The organism is Paenibacillus sp. P4_E11 (assembly GCF_056401635.1).
Genome location: NZ_JBFUIX010000049.1, coordinates 1 through 25,992 on the forward strand (window position 1 = coordinate 1; position 25,992 = coordinate 25,992).

Consider the following 25,992-nt stretch of genomic DNA (forward strand, 5'->3'; position numbering starts at 1 on the left):
GATGGACGTACCGCTGGTGTACCAGTTGTCTCGCCAGAGGCACCGCTGGGTAGCTAAGTACGGACGGGATAAGCGCTGAAAGCATCTAAGCGTGAAGCCCCCCTCAAGATGAGATTTCCCAATTAGTAAGACCCCTTGTAGACGACGAGGTTGATAGGTTCGGGGTGGACGCGCAGTAATGTGTGGAGCTGACGAATACTAATCGGTCGAGGGCTTATCCTATTCACTCTTACCCGGAGTGACCAGTTATACAAGTTGCGGCTCGTTACCGCTTTCGCATCTAGTTTTCAGGGAATAAGCATTTAACAGGATGGCTAGTCCGTCCTGAAGAGTGTGATCTACACATGGCTGTGTAGAAACCTGATCTATACCCTTATTACGCACTTCGTTTGGTGACGATGGCGGAGGGGAACCACGCGTTCCCATCCCGAACACGACCGTTAAGCCCTCCAGCGCCGATGGTACTTGGACCGCAGGGTCCTGGGAGAGTAGGACGTTGCCAAGCAGGAGCAGATAAACAAGAGAACCCCTACAATATGTAGGGGTTCTCTTGTTTTGCAGGTGCTGGGAGTATGAAAAAAAATTCCAGATATTATTGTAAATATGGAGCGAAACCTGTATATTATAATACAGTGCTTAATTCGACATCAATCGACATGCAAAGAAGCCAGGCGAATAAGAAAAAAGGCAAATCCGTACGAAAGTCGGAGACGCAAAGCCACGGGTCTACCCCGCCTCAACAGGCGGCAAGATAGCCGGGTTGCTCTAAATGAGCTTGGTTTCTTTTTGTCATTTTAGGGGATTTCATATGAAATTCGGTGTGAATATTTGGATGGTTTGCCTGTTTTTGTGGATGGGAGCTGGGTTTCAAGGATATTTTTACGAGACGGGTTATTTGATGATGACGGTTATTTCAATCGGTGTAGCCCTTATTGCCGGTTATGTACTGAAATCCGTTTCGTTTCACCCCTACTACCACGGACCTATATTGCTGTTGGTTGCGCTTTACTGGGGCTCCATAGCCTATGCGGTCGACCACGAGAAAGCACTGCTTGAAGCGATCAAGGTGACAAGTCTGGTTCCGATCGCCCTGCTAGCTGCAACGATTACGCCCGAACAGCGGACAAGCCTATACAAAGCCTGGGTATGGAGCGGGAGCATCGTATCGATCATCGGAATTGCGTTTCATATGGATCGGAATGGACGTCTGGAGTCGACATTCGAATATGCCAACGCTATGGCGATCTACTTGCTTGCGGCTATTTTGCTTGCCATTCTCCTCTATCTCAAACAACGTCATAAGTTCTACTTCGTGCTAATGGCTCTGAATGCGGCAGGCTTGCTGCTTACGATGTCCCGTTCCGTCTGGGTGTTGTGGGCCGGGGCTCTGTTGCTCACGCTAGTCGTATTCCGGGAAGCTAGATGCCGTACGGCGGTGGTGTTAGCCGGGGCCGCTCATGCCGCAGGCTACCTATTGGCTGCTCTGGTAAGAACGGATGCCTTGTTTTTGTGGCAGCGGGTGAAGAGCATCCAGCCGGAGACGTCGGAATTTCGAATTCGACTGGTCTATTGGCAAGACAGCTTGTCTGTCATTCGGGACTATTGGTTGGGCGGGACCGGAGGGGGTGGATGGAGCATCATCCAAGCCGCCTACAGATCTCAAATGTATTATGTCCGTTACGTGCACAATCATTACATTCAGCTTGCTCTGGACATAGGGGTTATCGGGTTGGTTGTTTTTCTGGTTGCACTTGTAGCTTTTTATATAGCAGGATTTCGACATATAAGGCGTTTTGACGTATTGGCCGGCAACGCGTTTTGGACGAAAGCGGCCATGCTGTTGGCGGGTTGTATGCTGGTGCATGCGGGGTTTGATATTGATTTGGAGTTCCCGCTTCTCTTTGGCTTGCTGGTCGTTGTGCTGTCGGTCCCCTTTCATAGAAGCAAAGAGCCGAGGGCTCGTTCCGCTGGCAATAAGCCCCCGCTGAGAACGATCTTCGTGTCAAGTACGGCAATCTGCTGCATGGCTTTCGTTATGTGGGTAGGCGTCGGGTACATGGTAAAAGAACAAGCGATTCAGCTAGTCAACCAGAAGAAGTGGGAGCAAGCGCAAGCGGGCTTTGAGAAAGGGGCTTCCCTGATGCCGTGGTCCCATACGATCCTCTATGAATCGGCCAAAGCGTATGTCAGGCAAAGCAACGAAACGGGTGACCAAGCCTGGCTGGTTCTGGCGAATGCGCAGCTGAACGAAGCGATTCGACGCGTACCCAAGGAAGATTTATATCAATCCCTCAGGGTTGATCTAGATAAAGCGCTGTCCCATTAGCGCAATTCAACATGAACAGGAGAGGAAACATGAACAAAGTTCGAAGCCTGAAACGCCTATGCTACATGATTACGATTTCGTTGTTAACCTCGATGCTGCTGCCGATTATATCGTATGCCGCATCAACCGTGCAGTTCACGTACGACAGCTCAACGGGGAAATTGAGCGGTTCGGTCTACGTGCAAGATCCTAATAAAGTGCAAGTCAGCGTTCAAAATGCCGTATACGAGCTGACGAGCATTCCATTGAAAGAAATGGCGAGCCAATATATTACATACGACGACAATAACGCTCCGCTCAAGTTGGCCAGATATGAGCTTAACGTCGGGGTGAATAACGCGCCGAGCAAAATCATTATGAACGCTTGCGGGCAATCGGTAGAGGTTGTCCAATACGGCGGATTCAACAACTACAAGTTTTACGCATCCTCCGATTCATGGCGGCTGGGTCCTTACCGAACAACCGGCCATCAGTTTTTCACGGTGCATCCGGAAGCCGCTTATATAATGGCTGGAGACAAGCTTGTGGACTTCGTGGCGGCGGATAACGATTCGGATACGATTTCCGTAGATTTGCCGTATGGGGGCGGTTCGTCCAGTGTACTTAAGGCGGTGTACGCTTCTGATTTTACACTGTGGGACGATACCGTTAGTCAGTCCGTATATTTGAACAAGGCTGAGAAGAAATCCGACTACTTTATCGTGCAAGCAGGCGCCAAGCTGACGGCCGGACATCAATATACGCTCAAGCTGTCCGTGACTGCAGATGGGGATGAAATTAAGCTTCCGACCACCAAAGGCTTGTACAGTGCCAGAGTGTCCGTAGGGTATATCGATTCGGATAACTTTATGGTTACCAAGAGCCGGGTGTATTTCGACAAATTGAACATCGGGGTAGTTACACCTGACGGTACGCCTGGAAGCAAAGGCGCGGGAGCGCCGTTCGCTGATATGAGCAGCTGCTCTGGTTCTGGCAATGGTAATGGTACTGAAAATGAAAATGGCAATAGCAATGGAAATGGAAATGGGGGCGGTGTGAGCCCGGGCACTGCACCATCCGGAGATCCGAGCATCAAAGAAACGGACCAAGGGGTTCAACTGGGCGGCGGTGCGGTTACCGTGACCGAAGCTACCGAGTCTAATGGCCAATTGGTTGCCAAAGTAGTGCTGACCGGCGATAAGCTGGGGCAGGCATTGGACCTGTTGAAGAATAAGGCTGAAGCGAATCAAATCGTTGCCATCGACATTAGCGGAACGAAAGCGGCGACTGCTCAAGTGGAATTCCCGGCGGGCATCCTATCAGGTGCAGCGACTAAAACCCCGAATGCCGTGCTGTCCATACAAGGGAGTCATGTCGGGTATGAGCTTCCCTTGAGCGTGCTGAATTTGCAAAGCATCGTGCAAACCCTTGGAGTCCCGATAGAACAGGTAAAGGTTATCGTGACGATGGAGCAAGTAATCGGATCCCCAGCGGCTCCCATTGCGAATCAAGCGACTTCGTCCGGAATGACGCTGGTTGGTGATCCATACGAATTCTCCATCCGCGTCGAAGCAGGCGGCAAGAGCGTACTGGTTAACGATTTTGGAAACACGTTTGTGACCAGAACGATCACGCTGCCAGGAATATTTGACGTTAGTCAGCTGGCGGGTGTGCGATATGATTCGGAAACGAAGACATTTTACCCTGTTCCAACGATATTCTCGACAGTAAACGGCCAAACCCAGGCATCGATGGTTCGAAACGGAAACAGCATGTACGCCGTAGTCACTCATCAGAAATCATTCGAGGATTTAGCTAAGCATTGGTCCAAACAGGATGTAGAGTGGTTAGCTTCTAAAATGATCGTGCAAGGAATGACAGATTCGTCTTTCATGCCTGACGATTCGATTACAAGAGTACAGATCGCATCGTTGTTGGTACGGGCTTTCGGCTTGACTGAAGATCGCAAAGCCTCATCTTTCACGGACGTATCCGCAAATGACTGGTTTGCAGGCGCAGTAGGAGCTGCGGTAAAAGCAGGGCTAGTCAGCGGGTTTGAGGATCAAACGTTTCGTCCGAATGCTGTATTGACAAGAGAACAAATGGCCGTAATGGCATCCAGAGCCCTTGCGTTTGCCGGTAAGGAAGCTAGTTCGAACGGATCCGCAGGAGCGCTTGCTGCGTACGGCGATGCCGGTTCCGTCAGCGATTGGGCCAAATCGGCGTTCGCCCAACTGGTCCAGGCCGGTATTATGCAAGGAACTGCCGATACCGAGCTCGCTCCGGCTAAGACCGCGACCCGTGCACAAGCGGCCGTTGTAGTCAAGGGTCTGCTGCAAGCGGCGGGATATGTGAATAAATAATTGTAAGAAGCCTCTTTCCGAATCGAGTTTTCGGGAAGAGGCTTTTTTGAGATATCAGAAAGAATAAGTTCTTTACCGTACTGAAGCGTTTAGTGGTGCCCTCTTCGTTTACAGATCAGATATTTTTAGATTTCGGAGTGGAACCGGAGGTTCCCCTACTCGTAAGCTGAATAAATATGAATGTATAACATTCGTTGCGGACCTGAGATTCTTTATATGGAGAGATGAGTAGGTATATGATGACCTAACGGACACAGATGCCGCTATTTGTCCTGGAAAGTAACAAAAATAGCTAGTTGTAAGGGAATAACGGATCCTGTGTCCGCAACTACCCTTGAGAGGGGCAGAAACGGACGAATAACGGCTTCTGTGTCCGTAAGGACTCTTGAGAGCAGCGTTCAAGGATAGCTAAGGGCACGAAGTTGGTAGGAAGCGGACGCGAAGTGTACGGAAGACGTAACGCCTTGAAGGAAAGAAGTACAAGAGAGGGCAGGCAGATGGAGTGGAGAAGCGACAGCGTTCGCCTTTGTACTTGAATGCTCACACCTACATCTAAGATCAAGGCATTCAAGTACAACAGCGGTCGTAATCCCTCTGCCTACCTCCCCACGCGCCAAACTGAACGTAACGCCAAGGACAGTCCGGTATGCTTCCGGACGGTTTTTCTTAATTGGTTTGGAATGGATTCGTCTCAAAAATATAGTTTCCACCTGATTGGGAAAAACGAACTTTAAACGATAAGTGTCACAAAAATGTTCGCCTTTAAAGTTGACATGACCATGTTAACCTTGATAAACTAGGAGTGTAGAAAGCAATTCAACGTTTAATGAAATTTCTCGTATATCCTCGGGGATATGGCCCGAAAGTATCTACCCAAGAACCTTAAATTTTTGGACTACGAGTGAGCTGATATTCAAAGGGAATGAGTTCGATTCGGCGCTATGTCGAATCGGCCTTCCTTTTTTTCGCCTTCTTCCGAGCTTGGTGACTGAATTACTTCGCTGTACCAGTGCGGAAGATGTCGGAATTTAGCTTACGTCCATCGAGGGACACTTCGGTGGCATCAGTCCATGATATGACGAAATGTCTGTCGCTGGACTTTTTTCAATTTCAGAAGCAAAGAAGAGGGGAAATGCACATGGCGGCACTTGTCGGAGTCATTATGGGAAGCACTTCAGATTGGGAAACGATGAAGCATGCATGCGACATATTGGATGAGCTCGGTATCTCGTACGAGAAGAAAGTCGTTTCGGCGCATCGGACGCCGGACCTCATGTTCGAATATGCAGAGACGGCGATCGAGCGAGGCATTCGCGTTATCATCGCTGGAGCTGGAGGCGCGGCGCACCTTCCAGGTATGGTCGCTTCCAAGACGGTACTTCCCGTCATAGGCGTACCTGTGAAGTCATCGAGCTTGAACGGCCTCGATTCGCTGCTGTCGATCGTGCAGATGCCAGGCGGCGTGCCGGTGGCTACGGTAGCGATCGGCAACGCCGGAGCGACGAACGCCGGCCTCCTCGCCGCGCAGATCTTGGGGGTTAGCAGCCCCGACGTGCAGCGGAAGCTGGTCGAGCGCAGGGACAACACCCGTCTCAAGGTGTTGGAAAGCAGTGATCAGCTATGAGCGGACGGCAGTCGGGAGTAAGTAACAGCGGCGGCCGCCAGCTCTTGCCGGGCAGCACGATCGGCGTGCTGGGCGGCGGGCAATTAGGCCGCATGCTCGCTTTGGCGGGACGAAACATGGGATACCGTTTCGTCACGTTGGATCCGACGCCGGACGCGCCGTGCGGACAGGTGGCCGAGCAGATTGTGGCGGCCTACGACGATGCGGAGGCAGCTCGGAAGTTGGCGGAGAAGTCGGACGTCATTACGTACGAGTTCGAGAATGTGGATGCCGGCGTGGCGCAGATGCTGATGAGCGAGTCACACGTGCCGCAGGGCAGCAAGCTGCTGCACACGACGCAGCACCGGCTTCGTGAGAAGCGTGCTATCGAGGCTGCGGGCGTGAAGGTGGCACCGTATCGCGAGATCCGCAGCGCAGATGAGCTGCGTGAGGCGGTAGCCGCGCTCGGGACGCCATGTGTATTGAAGACAGCTACCGGAGGATACGACGGGAAAGGCCAATGGGTCATTCGCACATCCGACGAAGTAGTAGAAGCGTATAATTCGTTGAGCCAAGCTAAGACGGAACTCGTATTGGAGCAGTTCATCCGCTTCGAGAAAGAAATATCCGTGATAGTCGCTCGCAGCCCGCAAGGGGAGACGAAGGCGTTCCCGCCAGCAGAGAACATTCATGTACACAACATCCTGCACTTATCCATCGTTCCGGTGCGAGCAACAGACCCGGAAGTGCTGAAGCGTGCTGAACGGATGGCGATCCAGATTGCCGAGTCGCTTGAGATGGTAGGATTGCTCGCGGTGGAGATGTTCCTGACTGAAGACGGCGAACTGTTCGTGAACGAGCTAGCTCCGCGACCGCACAATTCGGGTCACTATACGATGGAGGCTTGCACCACTTCGCAGTTCGAGCAGCACGTGAGAGCGATTTGTAATTTGCCGCTCGGCCCGGTTGAACTGTTAACTCCAGTAGTTATGGTGAATCTACTCGGCGAGCACATTGCGCCCTTGATGGACTGGCTGCCTGAGCAACAAGGTCTTCCGGAAGGCGTAACCGCTAAGCTGCACTTGTACGGGAAGCACGAGGCGAAGGTGAAGCGCAAGATGGGGCACATCAATCTGCTCACACCTGATGTAGAACGAGCGATCCAATGGGTAAATGAATCACCAATATGGAAAAGCTAAGGGCATTGAACATCAAGCCCGTTAATGAATAGATCGCATTAAAGAAATAGGGATAGATTGGATCCGCACATTAACCTAAACGGAGGAAACACTCATGCTGCAGCGGTACAGTCGGCCAGAGATGGCGGCGATATGGACAGAAGAGAACAAGTTCAAGGCATGGCTGGAAGTGGAAATATTATCTTGTGAAGCATGGTCGGAGTTAGGAGTTATCCCTAAGGAAGACGTACAAGCACTTCGCGAGAAGGCTGGGTTCGACATTCCCCGCATTCTTGAGATCGAAGAAGAAACGCGCCACGATGTGATCGCATTTACTCGTGCGGTATCAGAAACGCTCGGCCCGGAGCGTAAGTGGGTCCATTACGGTCTCACTTCGACCGATGTCGTCGACACCGCGCTAGGGTACCTGATGCTGCAAGCGAACCAGATCATTGAGAAAGACCTCCTGAACTTTATCGACATCCTTCGCAACAAAGCGATTCAATATAAAAGCACGCCGATGATGGGCAGAACACACGGTGTACATGCTGAGCCGACTACCTTTGGTTTAAAGATGGCGCTGTGGTACGAAGAAATGAAGCGCAACTTGGAGCGGTTCCGCCATGCTGCTGAAGGCGTTCAGTTCGGTAAAATCTCCGGAGCCGTAGGCACGTATGCCAATGCCGATCCATTCCTTGAGCAATATGTGTGCGGGAAGCTTGGCACTAAGGCCGCTCCGATCTCGACCCAAACGCTGCAGCGTGACCGTCACGCTGAATATATCGCAACGATCGCCTTGATCGGCACATCGCTGGATAAGTTCGCGACCGAGATTCGCGCCTTGCAGAAGAGCGAGTTCCGCGAAGTGGAGGAGCCGTTCGCCAAAGGACAAAAGGGCTCAAGCGCCATGCCGCACAAGCGCAACCCTATCGGCTGTGAGAGCATTTCCGGATTGTCCCGTGTCATCCGTGGTCATATGGTTTCGGCTTACGAGAACGTTACACTGTGGCATGAACGCGATATCTCGCACTCTTCGGTAGAGCGGATCATTATTCCGGATTCCACGATCCTGATCAATTACATGCTGAACCGCCTGGGTAACATTATCAAGAACTTGACCGTGTTCCCGGACAACATGCTGCGGAACATGAGAAGCACATACGACGTTCCTTTCTCGGGCCGCGTGATGACGAAGTTGATTGACAAAGGTATTAGCCGCGAGCAAGCGTATGACACGGTACAGCCTAAGGCGATGATGGCCTGGGAACAACAGCGTTCATTCCGCGATATTGTGGAAGCTGATGCAGGTATTCGAGAGCAATTGACTCTGGAAGAGATCGCAGATTGCTTCGATCCTAGCTGGCATTTGAAGCACGTGGATACGATATTCAAGAAACTTGAACTGATTTAACAATAAATGGGCCCCGAGAAAGTAATCGGAATAAGCTTCGAAGCTATTCTTCACTTTCTTGGGAAAAATTGGGGAGGCCTGAGCGTGAGCGAGATACAAGCGATTTCCACGGCAACGGATTTGGTTAACGTTCCGATCAAGTACAAGGGCAAGGTACGGGAGATTTACGACTTGGGCGAGCACTACCTGATCGTGGTTACCGATCGGATCTCGGCCTTCGATTATGTACTATCCCCTGCGGTGCCGGATAAGGGCAATGTGCTGAACCAGATCAGCAAGTTCTGGTTCGAGGAGACGGCGGCCATTCAACCGAACCACGTCATCCATACGGATGTAGAGAAGCTCGCTGGTGTGTTGGTTGAAGGCAGCGCGGAAGTGTTGAAGAACCGCTTCATGGTGACGAAGAAGGCAGAGCGAATTGACATCGAATGCGTTGTGCGCGGCTATATTACTGGCGGTGGCTGGAGACAATACCAGCAAACAGGCCAAATTAACGGGATACCATTACCCAAGGGTCTTCGCAAGAACGAACGGTTCGAGCAGCCTATTTTCACTCCCGCGGCCAAGAACGATGTAGGTCATGACGAGGACATTCCATTCGAACGGATGGAGGAACTCGTAGGAGCGGAGCTTGCTGCTGAATTGCGGGAGAAGAGCTTGCGGCTATATGAGTACGCACATCAGTACTGCGAACAACGCGGCATCATATTGGCCGACACGAAGTTCGAATTCGGTATTGTTGACGGTAAGGTCATTCTGATCGATGAGGTGTTCACACCGGATTCCTCACGCTTTTGGGCCAAAGAGAAGTACGCGTACGACATTGAGATTGATGGAATGGACAAGGAACCGGTGCGGACGTATTTGTCACAATCGGGTTGGGATAAGAACAGCGAGCCAGATCCGCTGCCGACTGAAGTTGTAGAAGAGACTTCACGGCGATACCGCGATATTTTGAACCGATTGATTCGATAACATAACTGGGAGGACTAATATTCCATGATTAAAGCAACCGTATTTGTAACGATCAAAGAAAACGTGTTGGACCCGCAAGGTAATGCTGTACAAGGCGCTCTGCATTCGATGGGATTCTCGGAAGTGGGCAAGGTCCGCATTGGGAAATATATGGAGTTGGCACTGGATACGAATGACCGTTCTGTTGCGGAAGAGCGTGTGAAAGCAATGTGCGAGAAGCTGTTGGCGAACACCGTTATAGAAGATTACCGGTTCGAACTTTCCTAAAAGCCCCAAAAAGTGAAGCGAACCTGACGAAGCTTAATTCCTATTACTTTTCGGGGACCCCAGAGACGAGGGTCAGATCAAGGGAGGATCATCAAAATGAACTTTGCAGTGCTCGTGTTTCCGGGTTCGAACTGCGATATCGATTGTTTCAAAGCGGTAGAATCGACGATCGGCCAATCGGTTGATTACGTCTGGCATACCGCGACGGATTTGTCCAAATATGATGCGATTATCGTGCCGGGCGGTTTTTCTTACGGGGATTATTTGCGGTGTGGGGCGATCTCGAGGTTTGCTCCGGTTATGAATGAAGTGGTGAAAGCAGCTGAGCAAGGCAAGTATGTACTGGGAATCTGCAATGGGTTCCAAATTCTGTTGGAGTCGGGGTTGCTGCCAGGCGCTATGCTGCGCAATCAGACGCTCAAATTCCGCTGTCACTCTTCGGTATTGCGCGTGGAGAACACGAACACTCCGTTCACGACGCAATATGCAGCAGGCGAACAGATCGACATTCCGATTGCGCATGGTGAAGGCAACTATTACTGCGATGCGGACACGTTGGCAGAGCTGAAGGCGAACAATCAGATCGTGTTCCGTTATGCGGTGGACAACCCGAACGGCTCGGTTGACGATATAGCAGGTATTTGCAACAAACAGGGGAACGTATTGGGCATGATGCCGCATCCGGAGCGCGCGGTTCACCAACTGCTCGGCTCGGAAGACGGGAAGCGGATGTTTACATCGATCTTGAACGCATGGAGGGAGAAACATGGCACAGCAGTTATCGGTTAAGGAGCCTACAGCGCAGCAAATCGCGGAGCAAAAAATCTATAAGCAAATGGGCGTGTCGGATGCCGAATACGAGCTGATTTGCGGGTTTCTAGGCCGGAATCCGAACTACGTAGAGATTGGCGTATTCAGCGTCATGTGGTCCGAGCATTGTTCTTATAAAAATTCGAAGCCGCTGCTTCGTCGCTTCCCGACGACTGGACCTCGCGTTCTGATGGGACCGGGCGAAGGCGCGGGTATCGTAGATATTGGCGATAATCAAGCGGTTGTGTTCAAGATCGAGAGCCACAATCACCCATCCGCTATCGAGCCGTTCCAAGGCGCAGCTACCGGGGTTGGCGGCATTATTCGGGATATTTTCTCCATGGGTGCGCGTCCGGTAGCCTCGCTCAACTCGCTTCGCTTCGGTTCGCTGAAGAACGATCGTGTGAAGTATTTGTTCGAGCATGTCGTATCCGGTATTGCCGGTTATGGCAACTGTATCGGAATTCCGACCGTCGGCGGAGAAGTTACGTTCGATGAGAGCTATGAAGGTAACCCGCTCGTCAATGCGATGTGTGTGGGCTTGATCGATCACGACAAAATCCAAAAAGGTGTTGCGCAAGGGATCGGCAACCCTGTGTTCTACGTAGGTCCGGCAACGGGGCGCGACGGTATTCACGGAGCTACATTTGCTTCCGAGGAGCTGACGGCTGAATCTGAAGCTAAGCGTCCTGCGGTACAAGTGGGCGACCCCTTCATGGAGAAGCTCGTATTGGAATCGTGTCTCGAGTTGATTAACTCCGGCATCGTCGTCGGAATTCAAGATATGGGAGCGGCAGGACTCACTTGCTCTAGTGCTGAGATGGCGAGCAAAGCCGGTAACGGTATGGAGCTATATCTCGATGAGGTGCCGCAGCGTGAGACAGGCATGACACCTTACGAGATGATGTTGTCCGAGTCCCAAGAACGTATGTTGTTCGTTGTATTGCCGGAGCATGAGGCTCAGGCTAAGGAGATTTTTGAACGTTGGGGCTTGATCTGTGCGAAGGTTGGGAAAGTAACGGATGACGGCCGATTGAAATTGTTCCACGGCGGAGCGATGGTGGCTGATATGCCGGTTAAAGCGCTTGTAGACGAGTGTCCGGTATACAACAAGCCTTCCAAAGTTCCTGCATACTATGAAGCAAGTGCATCCATCGACACGACGCGTTATGCGGAAGTGATTGACCTGGACGATGCCTTGAAGCAGATTCTGGCTTCGCCTACGGTAGCGAGCAAGGAATGGGTGTACAATCAGTACGATTATATGGTTCGCACGGAAACTTACGTTCAACCAGGATCTGACGCCGCTGTAGTAGGTGTCCCAGGAACGCGTAAGGCGTTAGCGATGACTACGGATTGCAATGGACGTTTCGTCTACCTCGATCCTGAAGTGGGCGGTAAGATCGCGGTCAGTGAAGCTGCGCGGAACATCGTATGCTCCGGTGCTGAGCCACTGGCGATCACAGACAACCTGAACTTCGGGAACCCGGAGAAGCCTGAGATTTTCTGGCAGTTGGAAAAAGCAGTCGACGGGATGGCAGAAGCTTGTCGTCAACTGGATGCGCCGGTTATTGGCGGTAATGTCAGCTTGTACAACGAGAATGCCAAGGGTGCGATCTATCCAACACCGGTTGTTGGTATGGTCGGTTTGATTCATGATCATGACCATATCACGACACAGGGCTTTAAGAAAGATGGCGATGTGATCTTCGTATTGGGCGATACTCGGACCGAGTTGGGTGGTACGGAGTTCCAGAAGGTGCTGCATGGCGTGACTGAGGGCCGTCCTCCGGTGATCGACTTGGATGTTGAGAAACGGTTGCTAAGTACAGTACTGAAGGCCATTCAGCAAGGGCTTGTCGCTTCGGCGCATGACTTGTCTGATGGCGGACTTGCTGTTGCCTTGGCGGAAAGCTGCATTAGCGGCAAACGCGGAGCTGCTGTGAATGTAGCGACTGATCTGCGTGCTGATCACATGTTGTTCAGCGAGAGCCAATCTCGAATCTTGTTAAGTGCTTCGCCCGACAAGGCTGCTGAATTACAGCGGTTTGTAAGTGAGCAAGGGGTACCAGTGTCTGAACTGGGTAAAGTAATAGGCAACCAACTCGACATCACCGTCAATGGTAAAGCGGCCGTTAGTTCTCCGGTCGCTGAGCTGGAGAAAGTCTGGAAGGATGCGATTCCATGCTTGATGCAGTGAGAACGCCAAGCGGATTATGGACGGGACGCTATTATAACGAAGGCATCACCAAGGAAAACTTGTTCGATAAATTGAAAGAAGAATGCGGCGTCTTCGGGGTGTACGGACATGATGAAGCGTCGCAGCTATGCTATTACGGGCTTCATGCTTTGCAGCACCGCGGTCAGGAGAGCGCGGGCATCTGCACGACAGACGGCGAGAAGTTCAATTACCATCGGGATATGGGGCTTGTCAAGGAAGTGTTCGACAACGACAAGTTGTCGTCGTTGACCGGGAATGTCGCCATCGCGCATGTGCGCTATTCGACAGCAGGCGAGAGCAAGCTGGTCAATGCACAGCCGCTCGTGTTCAAGTACCGTGAAGGCGATCTGGCGATCGCCACGAACGGGAACATCGTGAATGCGCCGGAAATTCGCCGCAACCTGGAACGTCAAGGTTCAATCTTCCAGACGACGAGCGACACCGAAGTCGTAGCGCATCTTATCGCACGCTCTCAGCATGACGATATCGAGCTCGCCGTCAAGGAAGCACTGCAGCAGTTGAACGGTGCTTACGCGTTCCTGTTCATTACCCGCGATAAGTTCATTGCGGCCTTGGACCCGCATGGCTTGCGTCCGTTCGTTATGGGACGCTTGGGCGACGCCTATATATTCGCCTCCGAGACATGCGCGTTCGACGCTGTCGGCGCGACTTATGTGCGCGACGTGGCGCCGGGTGAGCTGCTGGTGTTGGACAAGAACGGGCTGAAGGAAGATCGCTATGCCGAGATGAAGCAACGGGCGATCTGCTCGATGGAATATATCTACTTCTCGCGTCCGGATAGCGATATCGATGCGATTAACATTCACAGCGCGCGCAAGCGGATGGGCCGCCAGCTGGCGATTGAGTCGTTCGTCGACGCCGATGTCGTGACCGGTGTGCCGGATTCAAGCATCTCAGCTGCGATCGGTTATGCCGAGCAGACGGGCATCCCGTACGAGCTTGGGTTGATCAAGAACCGCTACACGGGCCGGACGTTCATCCAGCCGAGCCAAGAGTTGCGCGAGCAGGGCGTGAAGATGAAGTTGAGCGCTGTGCGCAAGGTTGTCGAGGGCAAGCGCGTCGTCATGATCGACGACTCGATCGTTCGCGGCACAACGTCCTTGCGCATCGTCAATCTGCTTCGCGAAGTGGGAGCGAAGGAAGTGCATGTGCGCATCTCCTCGCCGCCGTTCAAGAACCCTTGCTTCTACGGCATCGACACACCGGATCGCAAAGAGCTTATCGCTTCGTCGAAGACGATCGAAGAGATTCGTCAGGCGATCAACGCCGACTCGCTGCACTTCTTGAGCAAGCGCGGCTTGCTTGACAGCATCGGCCGCCCCGGCAATGAACTGAACGCCGGGCATTGCACCGCGTGCTTCGACAATCAGTTCCCGACCGAAGTCGGCGACCCTCAAGCCGTGCGCTTCGGCACCGACTGGAAGTAACCTATTTAAAAATATAAAAATCCCGAGCCGGGATTAATGCTTTCTTTGGCATTTTGCCGTTAGGTGTTGTTGCTTCGCTTCAGCGGAGAAAGTTGAAGGGTGGAGCGGCGACCTTTGTAGTTGGTTTCCTACCGATAAATGGTTTATTGGATCAGAGGAACCAACTACAACTGAGCGCGGAGGCTTTCAACTTTCGGAGCGCTGCAACCGCACCATCACCTATCTAAACCTGCCAACAAAAGCATAATATCCGGCTCCTAACGGAGGCAAAGCATGTCGGACGCATACAAACAAGCGGGAGTGGACATCGCCGCAGGCAACGAAGCGGTCGTCCGGATGAAGAAACACGTGCAACGGACGTTCCGTCCGGAAGTGCTGACTGAGCTGGGCGGCTTCGGCGCCTTGTTCGGCTTGAACAAGGACAAGTACGACGAGCCGGTGCTCGTATCCGGGACAGACGGCGTAGGGACGAAGCTGAAGCTCGCCTTCGCGATGGACAAGCATGACACGATCGGCATCGATGCCGTCGCCATGTGCGTCAACGATGTAGTCGTAGCGGGCGCGGAGCCCTTGTTCTTCCTGGATTACCTCGCTTGCGATAAGGTGATCCCAGAGAAGATCGAAGCGATTGTTAAAGGGATCGCGGACGGCTGTTCGCAAGCAGGCTGCTCCCTGATCGGCGGCGAGACGGCCGAAATGCCAGGTATGTACGGCACAGGCGAATACGACATCGCCGGATTCACCGTAGGGATCGTCGATAAGAAGAAGATCATCGATGGCTCAACAATTGCTCCAGGTGATGCTGTCATCGGGCTTGCTTCGAGCGGTGTGCATAGCAATGGGTTTTCCCTTGTTCGTAAGCTTCTGCTTGAAGACAAAGGATACAGTCTGCATGAACCAGTAGAAGGACTAGACGGCAGGTTGGGTGACGTGCTCTTGGCTCCAACCCGTATATACGTGAAGCAAATTCTCGCTATGCTAGAGAAGTTGCAAATTAAAGGCATGGCTCACATTACCGGCGGTGGATTCCTGGAGAACATTCCTCGCGTTCTGCCCGCTAATGTGAATGCGCACATTGAATACGGCTCATGGCCGATATTGCCGATCTTCAACTTGCTGCAGCAAGCTGGATCGGTCAGCAATAATGACATGTTCCGCACGTTCAACATGGGCATTGGCATGGTTATCGTCGTACCGGCCGACCAAGCCGACGAAGCGATTCGCATCGCCGAGGCGCAAGGGGAGCAAGCATACCGGATCGGAACCGTTACACCTGGTGAGCAGATTGTAACGTTCAACGGAGCGGTGGTATGACACAGAATAACGCGGATTCCGTTCGGGTAGAAGCAGGATTGGATCAAGCGTCTGGCGTAATCCAGGCGGCAATTGGCTCAAATTCAGCGACATCTGCCAACGGGTCGGCCAAGCCGTTCCGCATCGCTGTGTTCGCGTCGGGTAACGGCTCTAACTTTCAGGCACTGGTTGATGCCGTCACAGCAGGGAAGCTCGATGTAGCCATCGAGCTTCTTGTGTGCGACAAGCCGCAAGCGAAGGTGGTTGAGCGCGCTGCGCAAGCAGGGGTGAACAGCTTCGTGTTCCGCCCCAAGGAATACGATTCCCGTGAAGCTTACGAAGCGGAGATCATGCGGCGGCTGCAGGAGCGAGAGATTGACCTGATCGTGTTAGCCGGCTATATGCGGATCATCAGTTCAACATTGGTTGAACCGTATTTTGGTCGGATCATTAATATCCACCCTGCGCTGTTGCCTGCCTTTCCTGGTGTGAACGGAATTCAGCAAGCAATCGAATACGGAGTGAAGCTGTCCGGTGTGACTGTTCACTTCGTTGACGGAGGCATGGATACGGGGCCGATCATCGCCCAGCGAGCCGTGGAAGTCTCGAACGATGACACGGTTGACACGCTTGGTGACAAGCTGCACCGGATCGAACACGAGCTGTACCCTGCTGTCATCGCGGCAATCCGTGCAGGCCGAGTCAAGCTTGAAGGCCGGCATGTGAAAGTGTACGAGTAACAATGACTGTGCAAGCCAAGCTTACTTCGGCTCAGATCGGGATCAGAAATAGCGGAACTTTTTTCCGCTATTGCACGCCAAGACAATTATTCAGCTTAGCAAACTCAAAACGATTAAGGACGTGAATAAGAAGATGACAGCCTCATCCAAGCAAGAATTGGCCCTGCGTTACGGGATGAATCCGCATCAGAAGCAAGCGAAGATTTACAACGAGCATGGCGATCTGCCTCTGCGCGTCGTAAACGGCGATCCTGGCTTCATCAATCTGCTCGACGCACTCAACAGCTTCCAGCTCGTCCGCGAGCTAAGACAAGCGACTGGCCTCCCGGCGGCCGCTTCGTTCAAGCACGTCAGCCCAGCGGGTGCAGCGGTGTATGCGCCAATGAGCGAAGAGCTGAAGAAAGCCTACTTCGTAGAAGGCCTCGAGCTGTCCGAGCTCGCCACTGCATACGCTCGCGCTCGCGGTGCAGACCGCATGTCGTCGTTCGGCGATTGCGCCGCACTTAGCGACATCGTAGACGCTTCCACAGCGATGCTGCTGAAGCGCGAAGTATCCGACCTCGTAGTGGCCCCTGGCTACACGGAAGAAGCGTTGGAAATTCTGAAAGCGAAGAAGAACGGCGGCTTCCTCATCCTTGAGATCGATCCAGACTATGTTCCGGACCCGATCGAACGCCGCAACCTGTTCGGCCTCACAATGCAGCAAGAGCGTAACAACGGTGTGCTTGACCCTTCCGTGTTCGAGAAGATTGTAACGAACAATCAAGACCTGCCAGATTCGGCGAAGCGCGATATGCTGGTAGCCTTGATTACATTGAAATACACACAATCCAATTCCATCTGCTACGCACTCGATGGCCAGACGATCGGCATTGGCGCTGGTCAGCAATCGCGTATCCACTGCACACGTCTAGCGGGCGACAAAGCCGACCGCTGGTACTTACGTCAACACCCAAGCGCGCTGAACATGCAATTCCGTGCCGGACTAGCTCGTCCAGAGAAGAACAATGCGATCGACTTGTGGTTGGAAGACGAGTTGACCCCAGTAGAAGAAGCAAGCTGGAGAGAAAGCTTCGCTGAGGTACCTCGTCGATTGACGCGGGAAGAGAAGCGCGAATGGCTGAACGGGCTAACTGGCGTATCCTACGGCTCCGATGCGTTCCTGCCATTCCGCGACAATCTGGACCGGGCAAGCCGCAGCGGTACGAAGTATGTGATTCAAGCCGGCAGCTCCATGCGCGACGAAGAGGTTGTGAAGGCCGCCAACGACTATAACATGGTCATGGTCTATTCCGGCGTCCGGTTATTCCATCACTAGAGAGGGGCAATGTACGAATGGCAACGAACTGGAGCGATATCGCACAGAACCATATTAGCGCCCTGGAAGCGAATAGCTACCCTGGACGCGGCATCATCATCGGATTGACACCTGACGGAACACGTCTGTTGCAAGTATACTGGATCATGGGCCGCAGCGAGAACAGCCGCAATCGGGTATTCATCGGGGAGGACAACGGATTCCTCCGTACAGAAGCCAAAGATCCAGCCAAGCTGTCCGATCCATCACTGATCATTTACTACCCGCTCAAACATAAGGGCAGTGCTCATATCGTGACGAACGGCGATCAGACGGATACGATCTATGACGCTCTTCTGTCAGAGGGTACGTTCGAGCAAGCTCTTGCACGCCGCACATACGAGCCGGATGCTCCCAACTTCACGCCACGTATCTCGGGGATTGCCGACATTCAGGACGAACAGTTCACGTACAAGCTGTCGATTCTGAAAACAAATAACAACGATCCAGCGCAAACGCAGCGCCACTTCTTCACTTACGAGAAGGCGATTGCCGGCTTTGGCCACCTGATCCATACGTATTCCGCTGACGGCAATCCGTTGCCTTCCTTCCAAGGCGAGCCCGTTCTTGTGCTGCTGCAGGACAGCATCGAAGCTACGGCCAACTACTACTGGGATAAGCTGAATGAAGAGAACCGTGTGTCCTTGTTGGTCAAATCCATTCGCTTGACAGATGGTGCAACGGAACTGAAAATCATCAATAAATTTTAGTGGAAAATAGGGGAAAACGGAGGATGACACGGTGAATATTCTCGTAGTCGGCAGTGGGGGAAGAGAGCATACGATCATCTGGGCGCTTCAGAAGAGCCCGCGTATTGCCAAGATATACTGTGCCCCAGGTAATGCAGGGATCGCCGCACTGGCGGAATGCGTACCGCTTCAAGTGAATCAATTCGAGGAACTGAGCCAGTTTGCACTTGAGCAGCACATTGACCTCGTCGTAATCGGACCGGAAGACCCGCTGTCTGACGGTATTGTAGATTACATGGAAGCCAAAGGGCTGAAGGTGTTCGGGCCGAACAAGAAGGCAGCGATCATCGAGGCGAGCAAAGTGTTCACGAAGCAATTGTTCCGCGATTACAACATCCCTACCGCAGCTTACGAGTCATTCGACAATTACGACAAAGCGCTCGCTTACCTTCGTAAGCAAGCAACACCGATCGTGATCAAGGCCGATGGGTTAGCAGCAGGGAAAGGCGTTATTATCGCTCATACGATGGAAGAGGCAGAAGATGCCTTGAAGCAAATCATGGTGGACAAGATTTTCGGGAAAACCGGCGATCAGGTTGTCATTGAGGAGTTCCTAAGCGGGCAGGAAATGTCGATCTTATCGTTCGTAGATGGAGAAGTGGTCAAGCCGATGATGCCATCGCAGGACCATAAGCAGATCTTCGACGGAGACAAAGGGCCGAATACCGGAGGTATGGGAACATACAGCCCGGTACCGCATATCCCGCAATCTCTGATCGATGAGGCGATCGAGACGATTATTAAGCCAACCGCTGTTGCGATGGTGAAGGAAGGCCGCCCGTTCCGGGGTGTGCTGTTCGCTGGACTGATGATGACGTCGAATGGACCGAAGACGATTGAGTTCAACGCTCGCTTCGGTGACCCGGAGACTCAAGTCGTATTGTCGCTTCTGGAATCGGACTTACTGGATATTTTCCTTGCTACGGTTGAAGGGAAGCTAGCAGACGTCGATATTCAATGGAGCACGGACTCGGCGGTATGTGTAGTCATGGCATCCGAAGGATACCCCGGCAGCTATCCGAAGGGAGTGCCGATTGAAGGCTTGGATCAAGTCGAGCAGTCCGTCGTCTTCCATGCGGGAACCGCTTCGAAGGACAATCAGATCGTCACCAATGGCGGTCGAGTGCTTGGAGTGACGGCCAGAGGTGCTTCTATCGCAGAAGCGCGCGAACGTGCCTATGCCGATGTGGAGCGCATCCACTTCGCAGGTCACCAATATCGTACGGACATCGCCGTTAAGGCGCTTGTATAGACGTTTCGAGCAGAACGCAGCACGGTACCATTTCACAATGGTGCGGTGCTTTTTTTCTTATCGTAAAATTAATCGTTCACTCGAACTCGTTCTTCTCATACTTCTTTCTCCGCTTATAGACGAACCGAATGGCAACAACCAATAGCACAATCAGGAAGATCGATAAGGCATAGTCATAGAGTACGTTGGTGAAGATGTTCATTCCGAATGACCTCCATTTCAGCTCTGAGTAATTTAATCTTAGATTGCTCTATTGTTCAGCAAAACATGTTGCTTGGCCAAATTCCAAGGTATGATTTGTCTGCAGCATGATACAATAGTAATAGAATTGGAGGGATTTGGATGAATGTACAAGACAAGCAGACGATGACGGGGATGGATACGACGTACAACGCGCCATTTCACAAACTGCTTCGCATGTTCACGCTTTCGTTACTCATCTCGTTCGTAGGCTCATGGGTAGGGATGTACACCCCGCCGGCGTTGTTTCTACCGCTTGTCGTAGTGGAGTTGGTTCTGCTGATTGCAGCATTCTTCATTCGACGAAGAGGTAAAGCGATCGGTTATGGCTTCGTGTTCGCATTCTGCTTCATCAGCGGGATTACGGTATTCCCGAGCATTGCTTACTACGCCTCAGTCGGCGGTTCTTCTCTCGTGTCGTCGGCCTTCTTGTTGACCGGGATCATATTCGGGGGACTGACCCTCTATGCGTATTATTCCCGAACAGACTTTAGCTTTCTGGGCGGTTTTCTGACGATTGGCATTCTTGTCCTGATCGGATTCAGCCTTGTAGGATTGTTCACAGGCGGGTTTGGGGGTACACTGGGGCTGATGATTGCTGCAGGCGGTGTGTTGATCTTCTCCGGCTTCATTTTGTACGACATTTCGCAATATAAGCATGGCTTGCCTGACGAGGCGATTCCGATGGCCGTGCTCAATCTGTATTTGAACTTCATCAACTTGTTCCTCTATTTGCTCCGGCTGCTCGGCATCTTATCCAGGGACTAGACCAGACGACTATTGATGTTGATGCCCTCAGTCTTTCTCGCGTATGGTGACCCTGCTCTGGTCTCGGAGCCCGATAGCAGGTATGCCCGATTTCTCACAGCACTAGCGGTTCGTCTATCCAAGCCACAAGCTATTGTGATTGTCAGCTCACATTGGGTGCATCCGGTGCAGCAAATTACGGGGGCAACGGACCTGGCGACGCTACATGACTTTGGGGATTCAATCCCTGCTTCGAGCGAACTGAATCACGTTCAGTACCCGGCAAAGGGCAATATCCTGCTGAGCTTAGATATACAGAGCCGATTGGCCGCGGACAGCATGAGGGCAGAGATCGATGACCATAGAGGATTGGATCACGGGGCGTGGATGCTGCTTCGGCTCCTGTACCCATCTGCACGTATTCCGGTTGTAGCGCTGTCGGTCAATCCCAGACTGGTACCCGAGGAACATTATCGAATTGGTCGTGCGTTGCAAGGCTTGCGACAGCAGGGGGTGCTGATCGTGGGATCAGGTGCTACCAGGCCTAGGCTATCGCAAGAACTACAACCACAACCACAACCGCAGCAGTCACATCATGCTGGAAGAAGCAGCTCCAATCAAGCGTCGGTACTCTTCGACAATTGGCTGGATGAACGGATTCAGCTGTGGGACTTGGAGGGGCTGTTCGACTACGAACATCGAGCGCCTCACGTCATGCAGGCGGGGGCTAGAGAGCATCTCGCTCCTCTCTTGATCTGCATGGGTGCCGGGGAGCCGGAGTTGAAGGGAAGGCGGATATATAGGGAGTATCCATTCGGTCTCTCGGGTATGAGTCTGATCTGTTGGAAGTTTGGTTAAGTAATAAGGCCTGTCGGACCCTTCAAAGGGATACCGGCAGGCCTATTCATTTACAGGGGAGAAGGAGAGCTGCTGTAGCCGGAGGAAAAGCCAGGAGCCGCAGCAGGCTGCTGCTGTTGCTGCTGGTACTGCTGTTGTTGCTGTTGCTGGGAGTCGCCTTGCTTGGCCTTGTCTTCTTCCGTCGACTTTACTTCCATACGGCTGTTGCCCTGGAAAACCCCGCCTTCATCAATCACGAGCGATTGTGAGGTTGTATTGCCGTACACGCGGCCGGACTGCATAATCCGTACGCTGCCCTTGGTCACAATGTTGCCATTCACGGTCCCTGCGATAATGACGTTCCGGGCGCTGATGTTGGACTTCACAACGCCTTTCTCCCCAACGGTGACGTCTCCCGCACTTTCGACGTTGCCTGTAATCTGACCTTCTATGCGTATACCAGCGTCAGATTTGATCTTGCCTTCGAATAGGGTGCCTTCGCCAATTAATGTGTCGGTCGTGTTCGGATTCATCTTGGACGACTTGCTCTTGAACATCTATTATTCTTCCTTTCTCGTCTCTTTCAAATAAGGTCGAGGGTCAATCGTTTCCCCGTTCTTGATGACACCATAATGCACATGATTACCGGTACTGCGCCCGGTCGAGCCCATAAGACCGATCTGCTGCCCCTTCTTCACCTTGTCGCCCTTGGCTACGAGATACTTATTCAGGTGCATGTAGCGGGTCTTCAACTCGCCTGTGTGCTCCACAATAATGTTGTTTCCCCCTGTGTTGTCCCATCCTACGGATACGACCATCCCGTCTGCTGTCGCGTATACCGGGTCGTTCAGCTTTCCGGCAATATCCATTCCATTGTGGAAACTAGGCGTATTCGTGAAAGGGTCGATCCGCAGTCCGAAGACGGAAGAGATCGTACGGGAATTCGTCGGCCAGATCGTAGGCGTAACAGCGAGCTGTTGCTGAGCTTTTTGCACCAACTGTTTCGTTTGCGTTAAGCTGCCGTACAGTCCGTTCATCTCACTCTCCAGGCTAACAAAGCTCTGTGAAGTTTCGGTCACGAATTCGTAAAAGTCTTCACTTGTGATCGACCTGGAATCGCCACCGATTCCTTGAGAGTCTGTCAATGGAGATGACGTTCCATTCGTTCGGCCAGGAGCAGTCTGCTTGAGAGCAATGCCGCCAGTCAGTGATTTCATCTCGTTCTCGAGCTTCTTCAGCTCCTCGATCTTGCCCTTGACCTCATCGGCTTGTTGCGATAGACGGATCAAGTCCTTCTGGAGATGTTCAATCGTATCGTTCTTCTCCAATACCGTGAGCGTATACTCTTGCGTCTGGTCGGTTAACTTCCCCTGCAGAAGCTCTGTCGTATTGATACTGCGCACTTGCCCTTTATACAAGGAAAGCGTTAACGAGATCAAGATCGCAAGCCCGACGCCTACCACAAGAAATGTCCATACCGGCATGCGGAACCGCACGACGTTGCTGTTCGCATCGGCAATCACCATGAAAGTGAGCCTTGTCCTCAACCATTTCAACCGCTTTTTCTTCATGCATACTCTCCATGCTGGTAAAATGTTATAGCTTGACTTCTGTATTCGGCACTAATAGGCTAAAAACCTCCACGACATTAGAACTATTTTTGTTATTATTTGGCGAAAAAAAGAGGATTTTAATATTTAAAATCGAAAAGTAAGAGGATGTAGATTCACATGGCACATTCGATGAAGGGAAGAACTAATTCATGATCAAGCTGGCTGGCATAGATGTTGGCAACGATAGCATCAAAATCGCACTAGACGGCGCAACTGAGCCGATCATCGTACCTAATATCGTGGCTCCCGGGTATGAGCGACATATACTACAAGAGGAAGACTCGCCCCTGAAGGCGATGGATGTTATGATCCACAGCCCGAAGCTCGCCAAGAACAACCAACGGTACTTTGTAGGCTTGCTTGCGACGGAGAATGAAGACAGCATGGAGCTGGAGGAGACCGATAATAAGGCGATGTCTGATCAGTCGCTTATCGTGGCGCTCACAACGCTTGCATATGCAGGACTTATGTCCCAGTCCTTCGGAACTAGCGGATACAACACCCCGGATGAAGTGGAATACATCGTCGGCACAGGTTTGCCGGTTCGGACTTATGCGAGATTCCACCGGACGTTCGAGGAGCGACTGGTTGGCGAACATGAGGTAACATTCCTGTCCACGCCACAGCTGCGCAATCGCAAGGTGAAGGTCATAATCCGCCAGGCAATCGTATCGATCGAGGGTGCGGCAGCATTATACAACATGGCCACTTACGATAATCTGCAGGTGAAGGACGAAGAGCTGTACTACGGCTGTATCGGGATATGCGAGATGGGTGCGCTCACGACCGACTTCCCTGTGTTGAAGCGGATGAGCATCGACAATCAATTCAGTACAGGGGAACAGATGGGACTGGCCACATACTTGGACCCAATCATTCGCGATGTAGAGGACATGTACGGGTACCGCTTCCCTAGCAGGGCCAAGCTCGTGCAGCGTGTCAAGAAGCGTGACTTCACGATTCAGCGTATTGGTGAGGGGCAAGCGGATATTAAGCCGATCGTCGATCAATACTTCAACCGGGCCGCCCAACGAATTGTGGACCTGATCAAGAAACGGTGGAAGAAGTCCCCCGATATCCAATGCTTCTATGTCATCGGCGGGGGTGCAGCTGCGCTCAAGCCCTACATTCTGGAAGCGTCCGGTTCGATCCGCCTGCGGTTCGTCGAGGACAGCGAACTGCAAAATGTGTACGGGTATTTGAAGCTGGCGAAGAGCAAGTCGAACCAATCCACGGCCGTCGGCTAGTCGTATACGGGGTTATTTTATCAGAATTGTGGGCATACTAACCTAACAATAAGTGGATTGTACTGTGAGGTGTATGTTCGGATGTATAATATTATCGGAGTCGCCGTAGGCGGAGGAATCGCAGCGCTCCTGGATTTACTACAGCTTATATTGGAATAATGGGCAAGTGCCTATAAGAAGCCTCGGAACGAGTTGTCGATTGCAGACAGCAAGTTCTGGGGCTTCAATCGTTCCGGGGCAGGTTTACGGATCAATCAGATGAAGAGCCTTTATCATCATGAAACAGGTTAATTTGGTTGAATATGCATTGACATGAACCCGGATAATGTGGTTTACTATAATTAGTTATTTAGATAATTCTCTAAATATACAATTAAAAGTTGCATGAGCATAAGAAGGGGGTCAGCATGTCACTCAACGATACGTTCAAGGCGCTGTCTGATCCAACCAGGCGCAAAATACTCGACTTGCTGAAGCAACGGGATATGACAGCTGGTGAAATCGCCGATCATTTTCAAATGACGAAACCTAGCATCTCGCACCATCTGAACTTGCTGAAGCAGGCGGAGCTTGTGTGGGATGAGCGGAAGGGCCAGCACATGATGTATTCGCTGAACACAACGGTGTTCCAGGACTTGATGAAATGGGTGCTGCAATTCAACAGTGAAGGGAAAGATGACAGATGAAACATAATGTGATTGCAATCTTGATGTGGGTGGTGGCCATAGCGCTAAGTGTATTGGCTTATCCGTTGTTGCCGGAACAGTTGCCAATCCACTGGGGGCCGAGCGGAGAAGTGGATGGTTACTCGTCGAAGGCATTAGGTGCCATGTTCTTGCCTGGTATGATGGTTCTTGTGTTCTTCTTGACCAGGGTGGTGCCCAAGTTCGATTCCAAGAAGAAAAACTACCCAAGACTCCTGGGGAGTCTGAACGTGATCATGTTGGCTACACTGGCACTTCTGCTCGTGGTTCACGTGGTAGTGATTGGAACTGGGCTCGGGTACGATATCTCGATGCCGGTGGTCATGACGGTAACGCTCGGCGCATTATACGTAGTGATGGGCAATGTGATGCCGCGGTTCAAGCATAATTACTCCATGGGCATTCGCACCCCGTGGACGCTCGCCAGCGAGCCGGTATGGGCGAAGTCTCATGCGGTCGGTGGCAAAGTTTTTTTCTTCGGTGGCTTTCTACTCATGGCTTGCGCGCTTTTACCGGGTAGCTTCATGATGCCAGTTACGATCGTTGTGTTGCTCGGTATCCCGCTTAGTACGGTCATTATTTCTTATTACTATTACAAACACCCGTGAATGTAACAGGAAGAATACCCAAGT

The 25,992-nt window shown here is 52.0% G+C and carries 23 protein-coding genes, 2 rRNA genes and 2 riboswitches; of the genes, 22 read left to right on the plus strand and 3 right to left on the minus strand.

Annotation, left to right across the window (positions count from 1 at the left end; genetic code table 11):
* The 17 genes from AC1DWB_RS18685 to purD form a co-directional block, all read left to right on the plus strand.
* A 23S ribosomal RNA gene (locus AC1DWB_RS18685) occupies positions 1-222 on the plus strand; the annotation flags it as partial.
* A 166-nt stretch (positions 223-388) separates the two neighbouring features.
* Positions 389-505: ribosomal RNA gene (gene rrf, locus AC1DWB_RS18690) — 5S ribosomal RNA — on the plus strand.
* Positions 506-676: 171 nt separating this feature from the next.
* A riboswitch (cyclic di-GMP riboswitch) is annotated at positions 677-768 on the plus strand.
* A gap of 40 nt (positions 769-808) precedes the next feature.
* Positions 809-2,326: an O-antigen ligase family protein gene (locus tag AC1DWB_RS18695; protein ID WP_477542600.1), complete on the plus strand. Its 1,518-nt coding sequence runs from the start codon at positions 809-811 to the stop codon at positions 2,324-2,326.
* Between the two features lie 29 nt (positions 2,327-2,355).
* Positions 2,356-4,668: an S-layer homology domain-containing protein gene (locus tag AC1DWB_RS18700; protein WP_477542601.1), complete on the plus strand. Its 2,313-nt coding sequence runs from the start codon at positions 2,356-2,358 to the stop codon at positions 4,666-4,668.
* Positions 4,669-5,484: 816 nt separating this feature from the next.
* Positions 5,485-5,586: riboswitch (purine riboswitch) on the plus strand.
* A 220-nt stretch (positions 5,587-5,806) separates the two neighbouring features.
* On the plus strand, positions 5,807-6,292 hold the full coding sequence (gene purE, locus AC1DWB_RS18705; RefSeq protein ID WP_477542637.1) for a 5-(carboxyamino)imidazole ribonucleotide mutase: 486 nt from the start codon (positions 5,807-5,809) through the stop codon (positions 6,290-6,292).
* Positions 6,289-7,470 carry a 5-(carboxyamino)imidazole ribonucleotide synthase gene (gene purK, locus AC1DWB_RS18710; protein WP_477542602.1) on the plus strand — a complete coding sequence of 394 codons (1,182 nt, stop codon included), beginning with the start codon at positions 6,289-6,291 and terminating at the stop codon, positions 7,468-7,470. The genes purE and purK overlap by 4 nt, the downstream gene beginning before the upstream one ends.
* A gap of 94 nt (positions 7,471-7,564) precedes the next feature.
* Positions 7,565-8,860: an adenylosuccinate lyase gene (gene purB, locus AC1DWB_RS18715; protein ID WP_477542603.1), complete on the plus strand. Its 1,296-nt coding sequence runs from the start codon at positions 7,565-7,567 to the stop codon at positions 8,858-8,860.
* Between the two features lie 84 nt (positions 8,861-8,944).
* Positions 8,945-9,835: a phosphoribosylaminoimidazolesuccinocarboxamide synthase gene (locus tag AC1DWB_RS18720; RefSeq protein ID WP_477542604.1), complete on the plus strand. Its 891-nt coding sequence runs from the start codon at positions 8,945-8,947 to the stop codon at positions 9,833-9,835.
* A gap of 24 nt (positions 9,836-9,859) precedes the next feature.
* The gene (gene purS, locus AC1DWB_RS18725; protein WP_477542605.1) at positions 9,860-10,102 is read left to right on the plus strand and encodes a phosphoribosylformylglycinamidine synthase subunit PurS; all 243 of its coding nucleotides are present in this window, start codon (positions 9,860-9,862) and stop codon (positions 10,100-10,102) included.
* A gap of 96 nt (positions 10,103-10,198) precedes the next feature.
* Complete coding sequence (gene purQ, locus AC1DWB_RS18730; RefSeq protein ID WP_477542606.1) at positions 10,199-10,891, plus strand: phosphoribosylformylglycinamidine synthase subunit PurQ; 693 nt, start codon at positions 10,199-10,201, stop codon at positions 10,889-10,891.
* Positions 10,869-13,112, plus strand: a complete 2,244-nt coding sequence (purL, locus tag AC1DWB_RS18735) for a phosphoribosylformylglycinamidine synthase subunit PurL (RefSeq protein WP_477542607.1) — start codon at positions 10,869-10,871, stop codon at positions 13,110-13,112. Before purQ ends, purL begins: the two co-directional genes overlap by 23 nt.
* Positions 13,097-14,581 carry an amidophosphoribosyltransferase gene (purF, locus tag AC1DWB_RS18740; RefSeq protein ID WP_477542608.1) on the plus strand — a complete coding sequence of 495 codons (1,485 nt, stop codon included), beginning with the start codon at positions 13,097-13,099 and terminating at the stop codon, positions 14,579-14,581. The genes purL and purF overlap by 16 nt, the downstream gene beginning before the upstream one ends.
* A 273-nt stretch (positions 14,582-14,854) precedes the next feature.
* Positions 14,855-15,895: a phosphoribosylformylglycinamidine cyclo-ligase gene (gene purM / locus AC1DWB_RS18745; protein ID WP_477542609.1), complete on the plus strand. Its 1,041-nt coding sequence runs from the start codon at positions 14,855-14,857 to the stop codon at positions 15,893-15,895.
* Positions 15,892-16,614 (plus strand): phosphoribosylglycinamide formyltransferase, encoded by a 723-nt coding sequence (gene purN / locus AC1DWB_RS18750; protein WP_477542610.1) that lies wholly within the window; start codon positions 15,892-15,894, stop codon positions 16,612-16,614. The genes purM and purN overlap by 4 nt, the downstream gene beginning before the upstream one ends.
* Positions 16,615-16,735: 121 nt before the next feature.
* The gene (locus tag AC1DWB_RS18755; RefSeq protein ID WP_477542638.1) at positions 16,736-17,932 is read left to right on the plus strand and encodes a phosphoribosylaminoimidazolecarboxamide formyltransferase; all 1,197 of its coding nucleotides are present in this window, start codon (positions 16,736-16,738) and stop codon (positions 17,930-17,932) included.
* Positions 17,933-17,949: 17 nt separating this feature from the next.
* A complete protein-coding gene (locus AC1DWB_RS18760; protein ID WP_477542611.1) occupies positions 17,950-18,681 on the plus strand; it encodes an IMP cyclohydrolase in 732 nt (243 codons plus the stop codon).
* A gap of 31 nt (positions 18,682-18,712) precedes the next feature.
* On the plus strand, positions 18,713-19,972 hold the full coding sequence (gene purD / locus AC1DWB_RS18765; RefSeq protein WP_477542612.1) for a phosphoribosylamine--glycine ligase: 1,260 nt from the start codon (positions 18,713-18,715) through the stop codon (positions 19,970-19,972).
* Between the two features lie 76 nt (positions 19,973-20,048).
* On the opposite strand, the gene AC1DWB_RS18770 is transcribed toward purD, so the two are convergent.
* Complete coding sequence (locus tag AC1DWB_RS18770; RefSeq protein ID WP_477542613.1) at positions 20,049-20,174, minus strand: hypothetical protein; 126 nt, start codon at positions 20,172-20,174, stop codon at positions 20,049-20,051.
* Positions 20,175-20,314: 140 nt separating this feature from the next.
* On the opposite strand from AC1DWB_RS18770, the gene AC1DWB_RS18775 reads away from it, so the two are divergent.
* Together AC1DWB_RS18775 and AC1DWB_RS18780 are read left to right on the plus strand one after the other, a co-directional pair.
* Positions 20,315-20,980, plus strand: coding sequence for a Bax inhibitor-1/YccA family protein (locus AC1DWB_RS18775; protein WP_477542614.1), 666 nt, complete (start codon positions 20,315-20,317; stop codon positions 20,978-20,980).
* A 15-nt stretch (positions 20,981-20,995) separates the two neighbouring features.
* A complete protein-coding gene (locus AC1DWB_RS18780) occupies positions 20,996-21,817 on the plus strand; it encodes a dioxygenase family protein (protein ID WP_477542615.1) in 822 nt (273 codons plus the stop codon).
* Positions 21,818-21,867: 50 nt separating this feature from the next.
* On the opposite strand, the gene AC1DWB_RS18785 is transcribed toward AC1DWB_RS18780, so the two are convergent.
* Positions 21,868-22,353, minus strand: coding sequence for a bactofilin family protein (locus tag AC1DWB_RS18785; protein WP_477542616.1), 486 nt, complete (start codon positions 22,351-22,353; stop codon positions 21,868-21,870).
* A gap of 3 nt (positions 22,354-22,356) precedes the next feature.
* Complete coding sequence (locus AC1DWB_RS18790) at positions 22,357-23,367, minus strand: M23 family metallopeptidase (RefSeq protein ID WP_477542617.1); 1,011 nt, start codon at positions 23,365-23,367, stop codon at positions 22,357-22,359.
* 191 nt (positions 23,368-23,558) lie between these two features.
* On the opposite strand from AC1DWB_RS18790, the gene AC1DWB_RS18795 reads away from it, so the two are divergent.
* The 3 genes from AC1DWB_RS18795 (at position 23,559) to AC1DWB_RS18805 (ending at position 25,968) form a co-directional block, all read left to right on the plus strand.
* On the plus strand, positions 23,559-24,656 hold the full coding sequence (locus AC1DWB_RS18795) for a ParM/StbA family protein (RefSeq protein ID WP_477542618.1): 1,098 nt from the start codon (positions 23,559-23,561) through the stop codon (positions 24,654-24,656).
* 407 nt (positions 24,657-25,063) lie between these two features.
* The gene (locus AC1DWB_RS18800; protein ID WP_477542619.1) at positions 25,064-25,342 is read left to right on the plus strand and encodes an autorepressor SdpR family transcription factor; all 279 of its coding nucleotides are present in this window, start codon (positions 25,064-25,066) and stop codon (positions 25,340-25,342) included.
* The gene (locus AC1DWB_RS18805; protein WP_477542620.1) at positions 25,339-25,968 is read left to right on the plus strand and encodes an SdpI family protein; all 630 of its coding nucleotides are present in this window, start codon (positions 25,339-25,341) and stop codon (positions 25,966-25,968) included. Before AC1DWB_RS18800 ends, AC1DWB_RS18805 begins: the two co-directional genes overlap by 4 nt.
* Positions 25,969-25,992 lie beyond the last annotated feature (24 nt).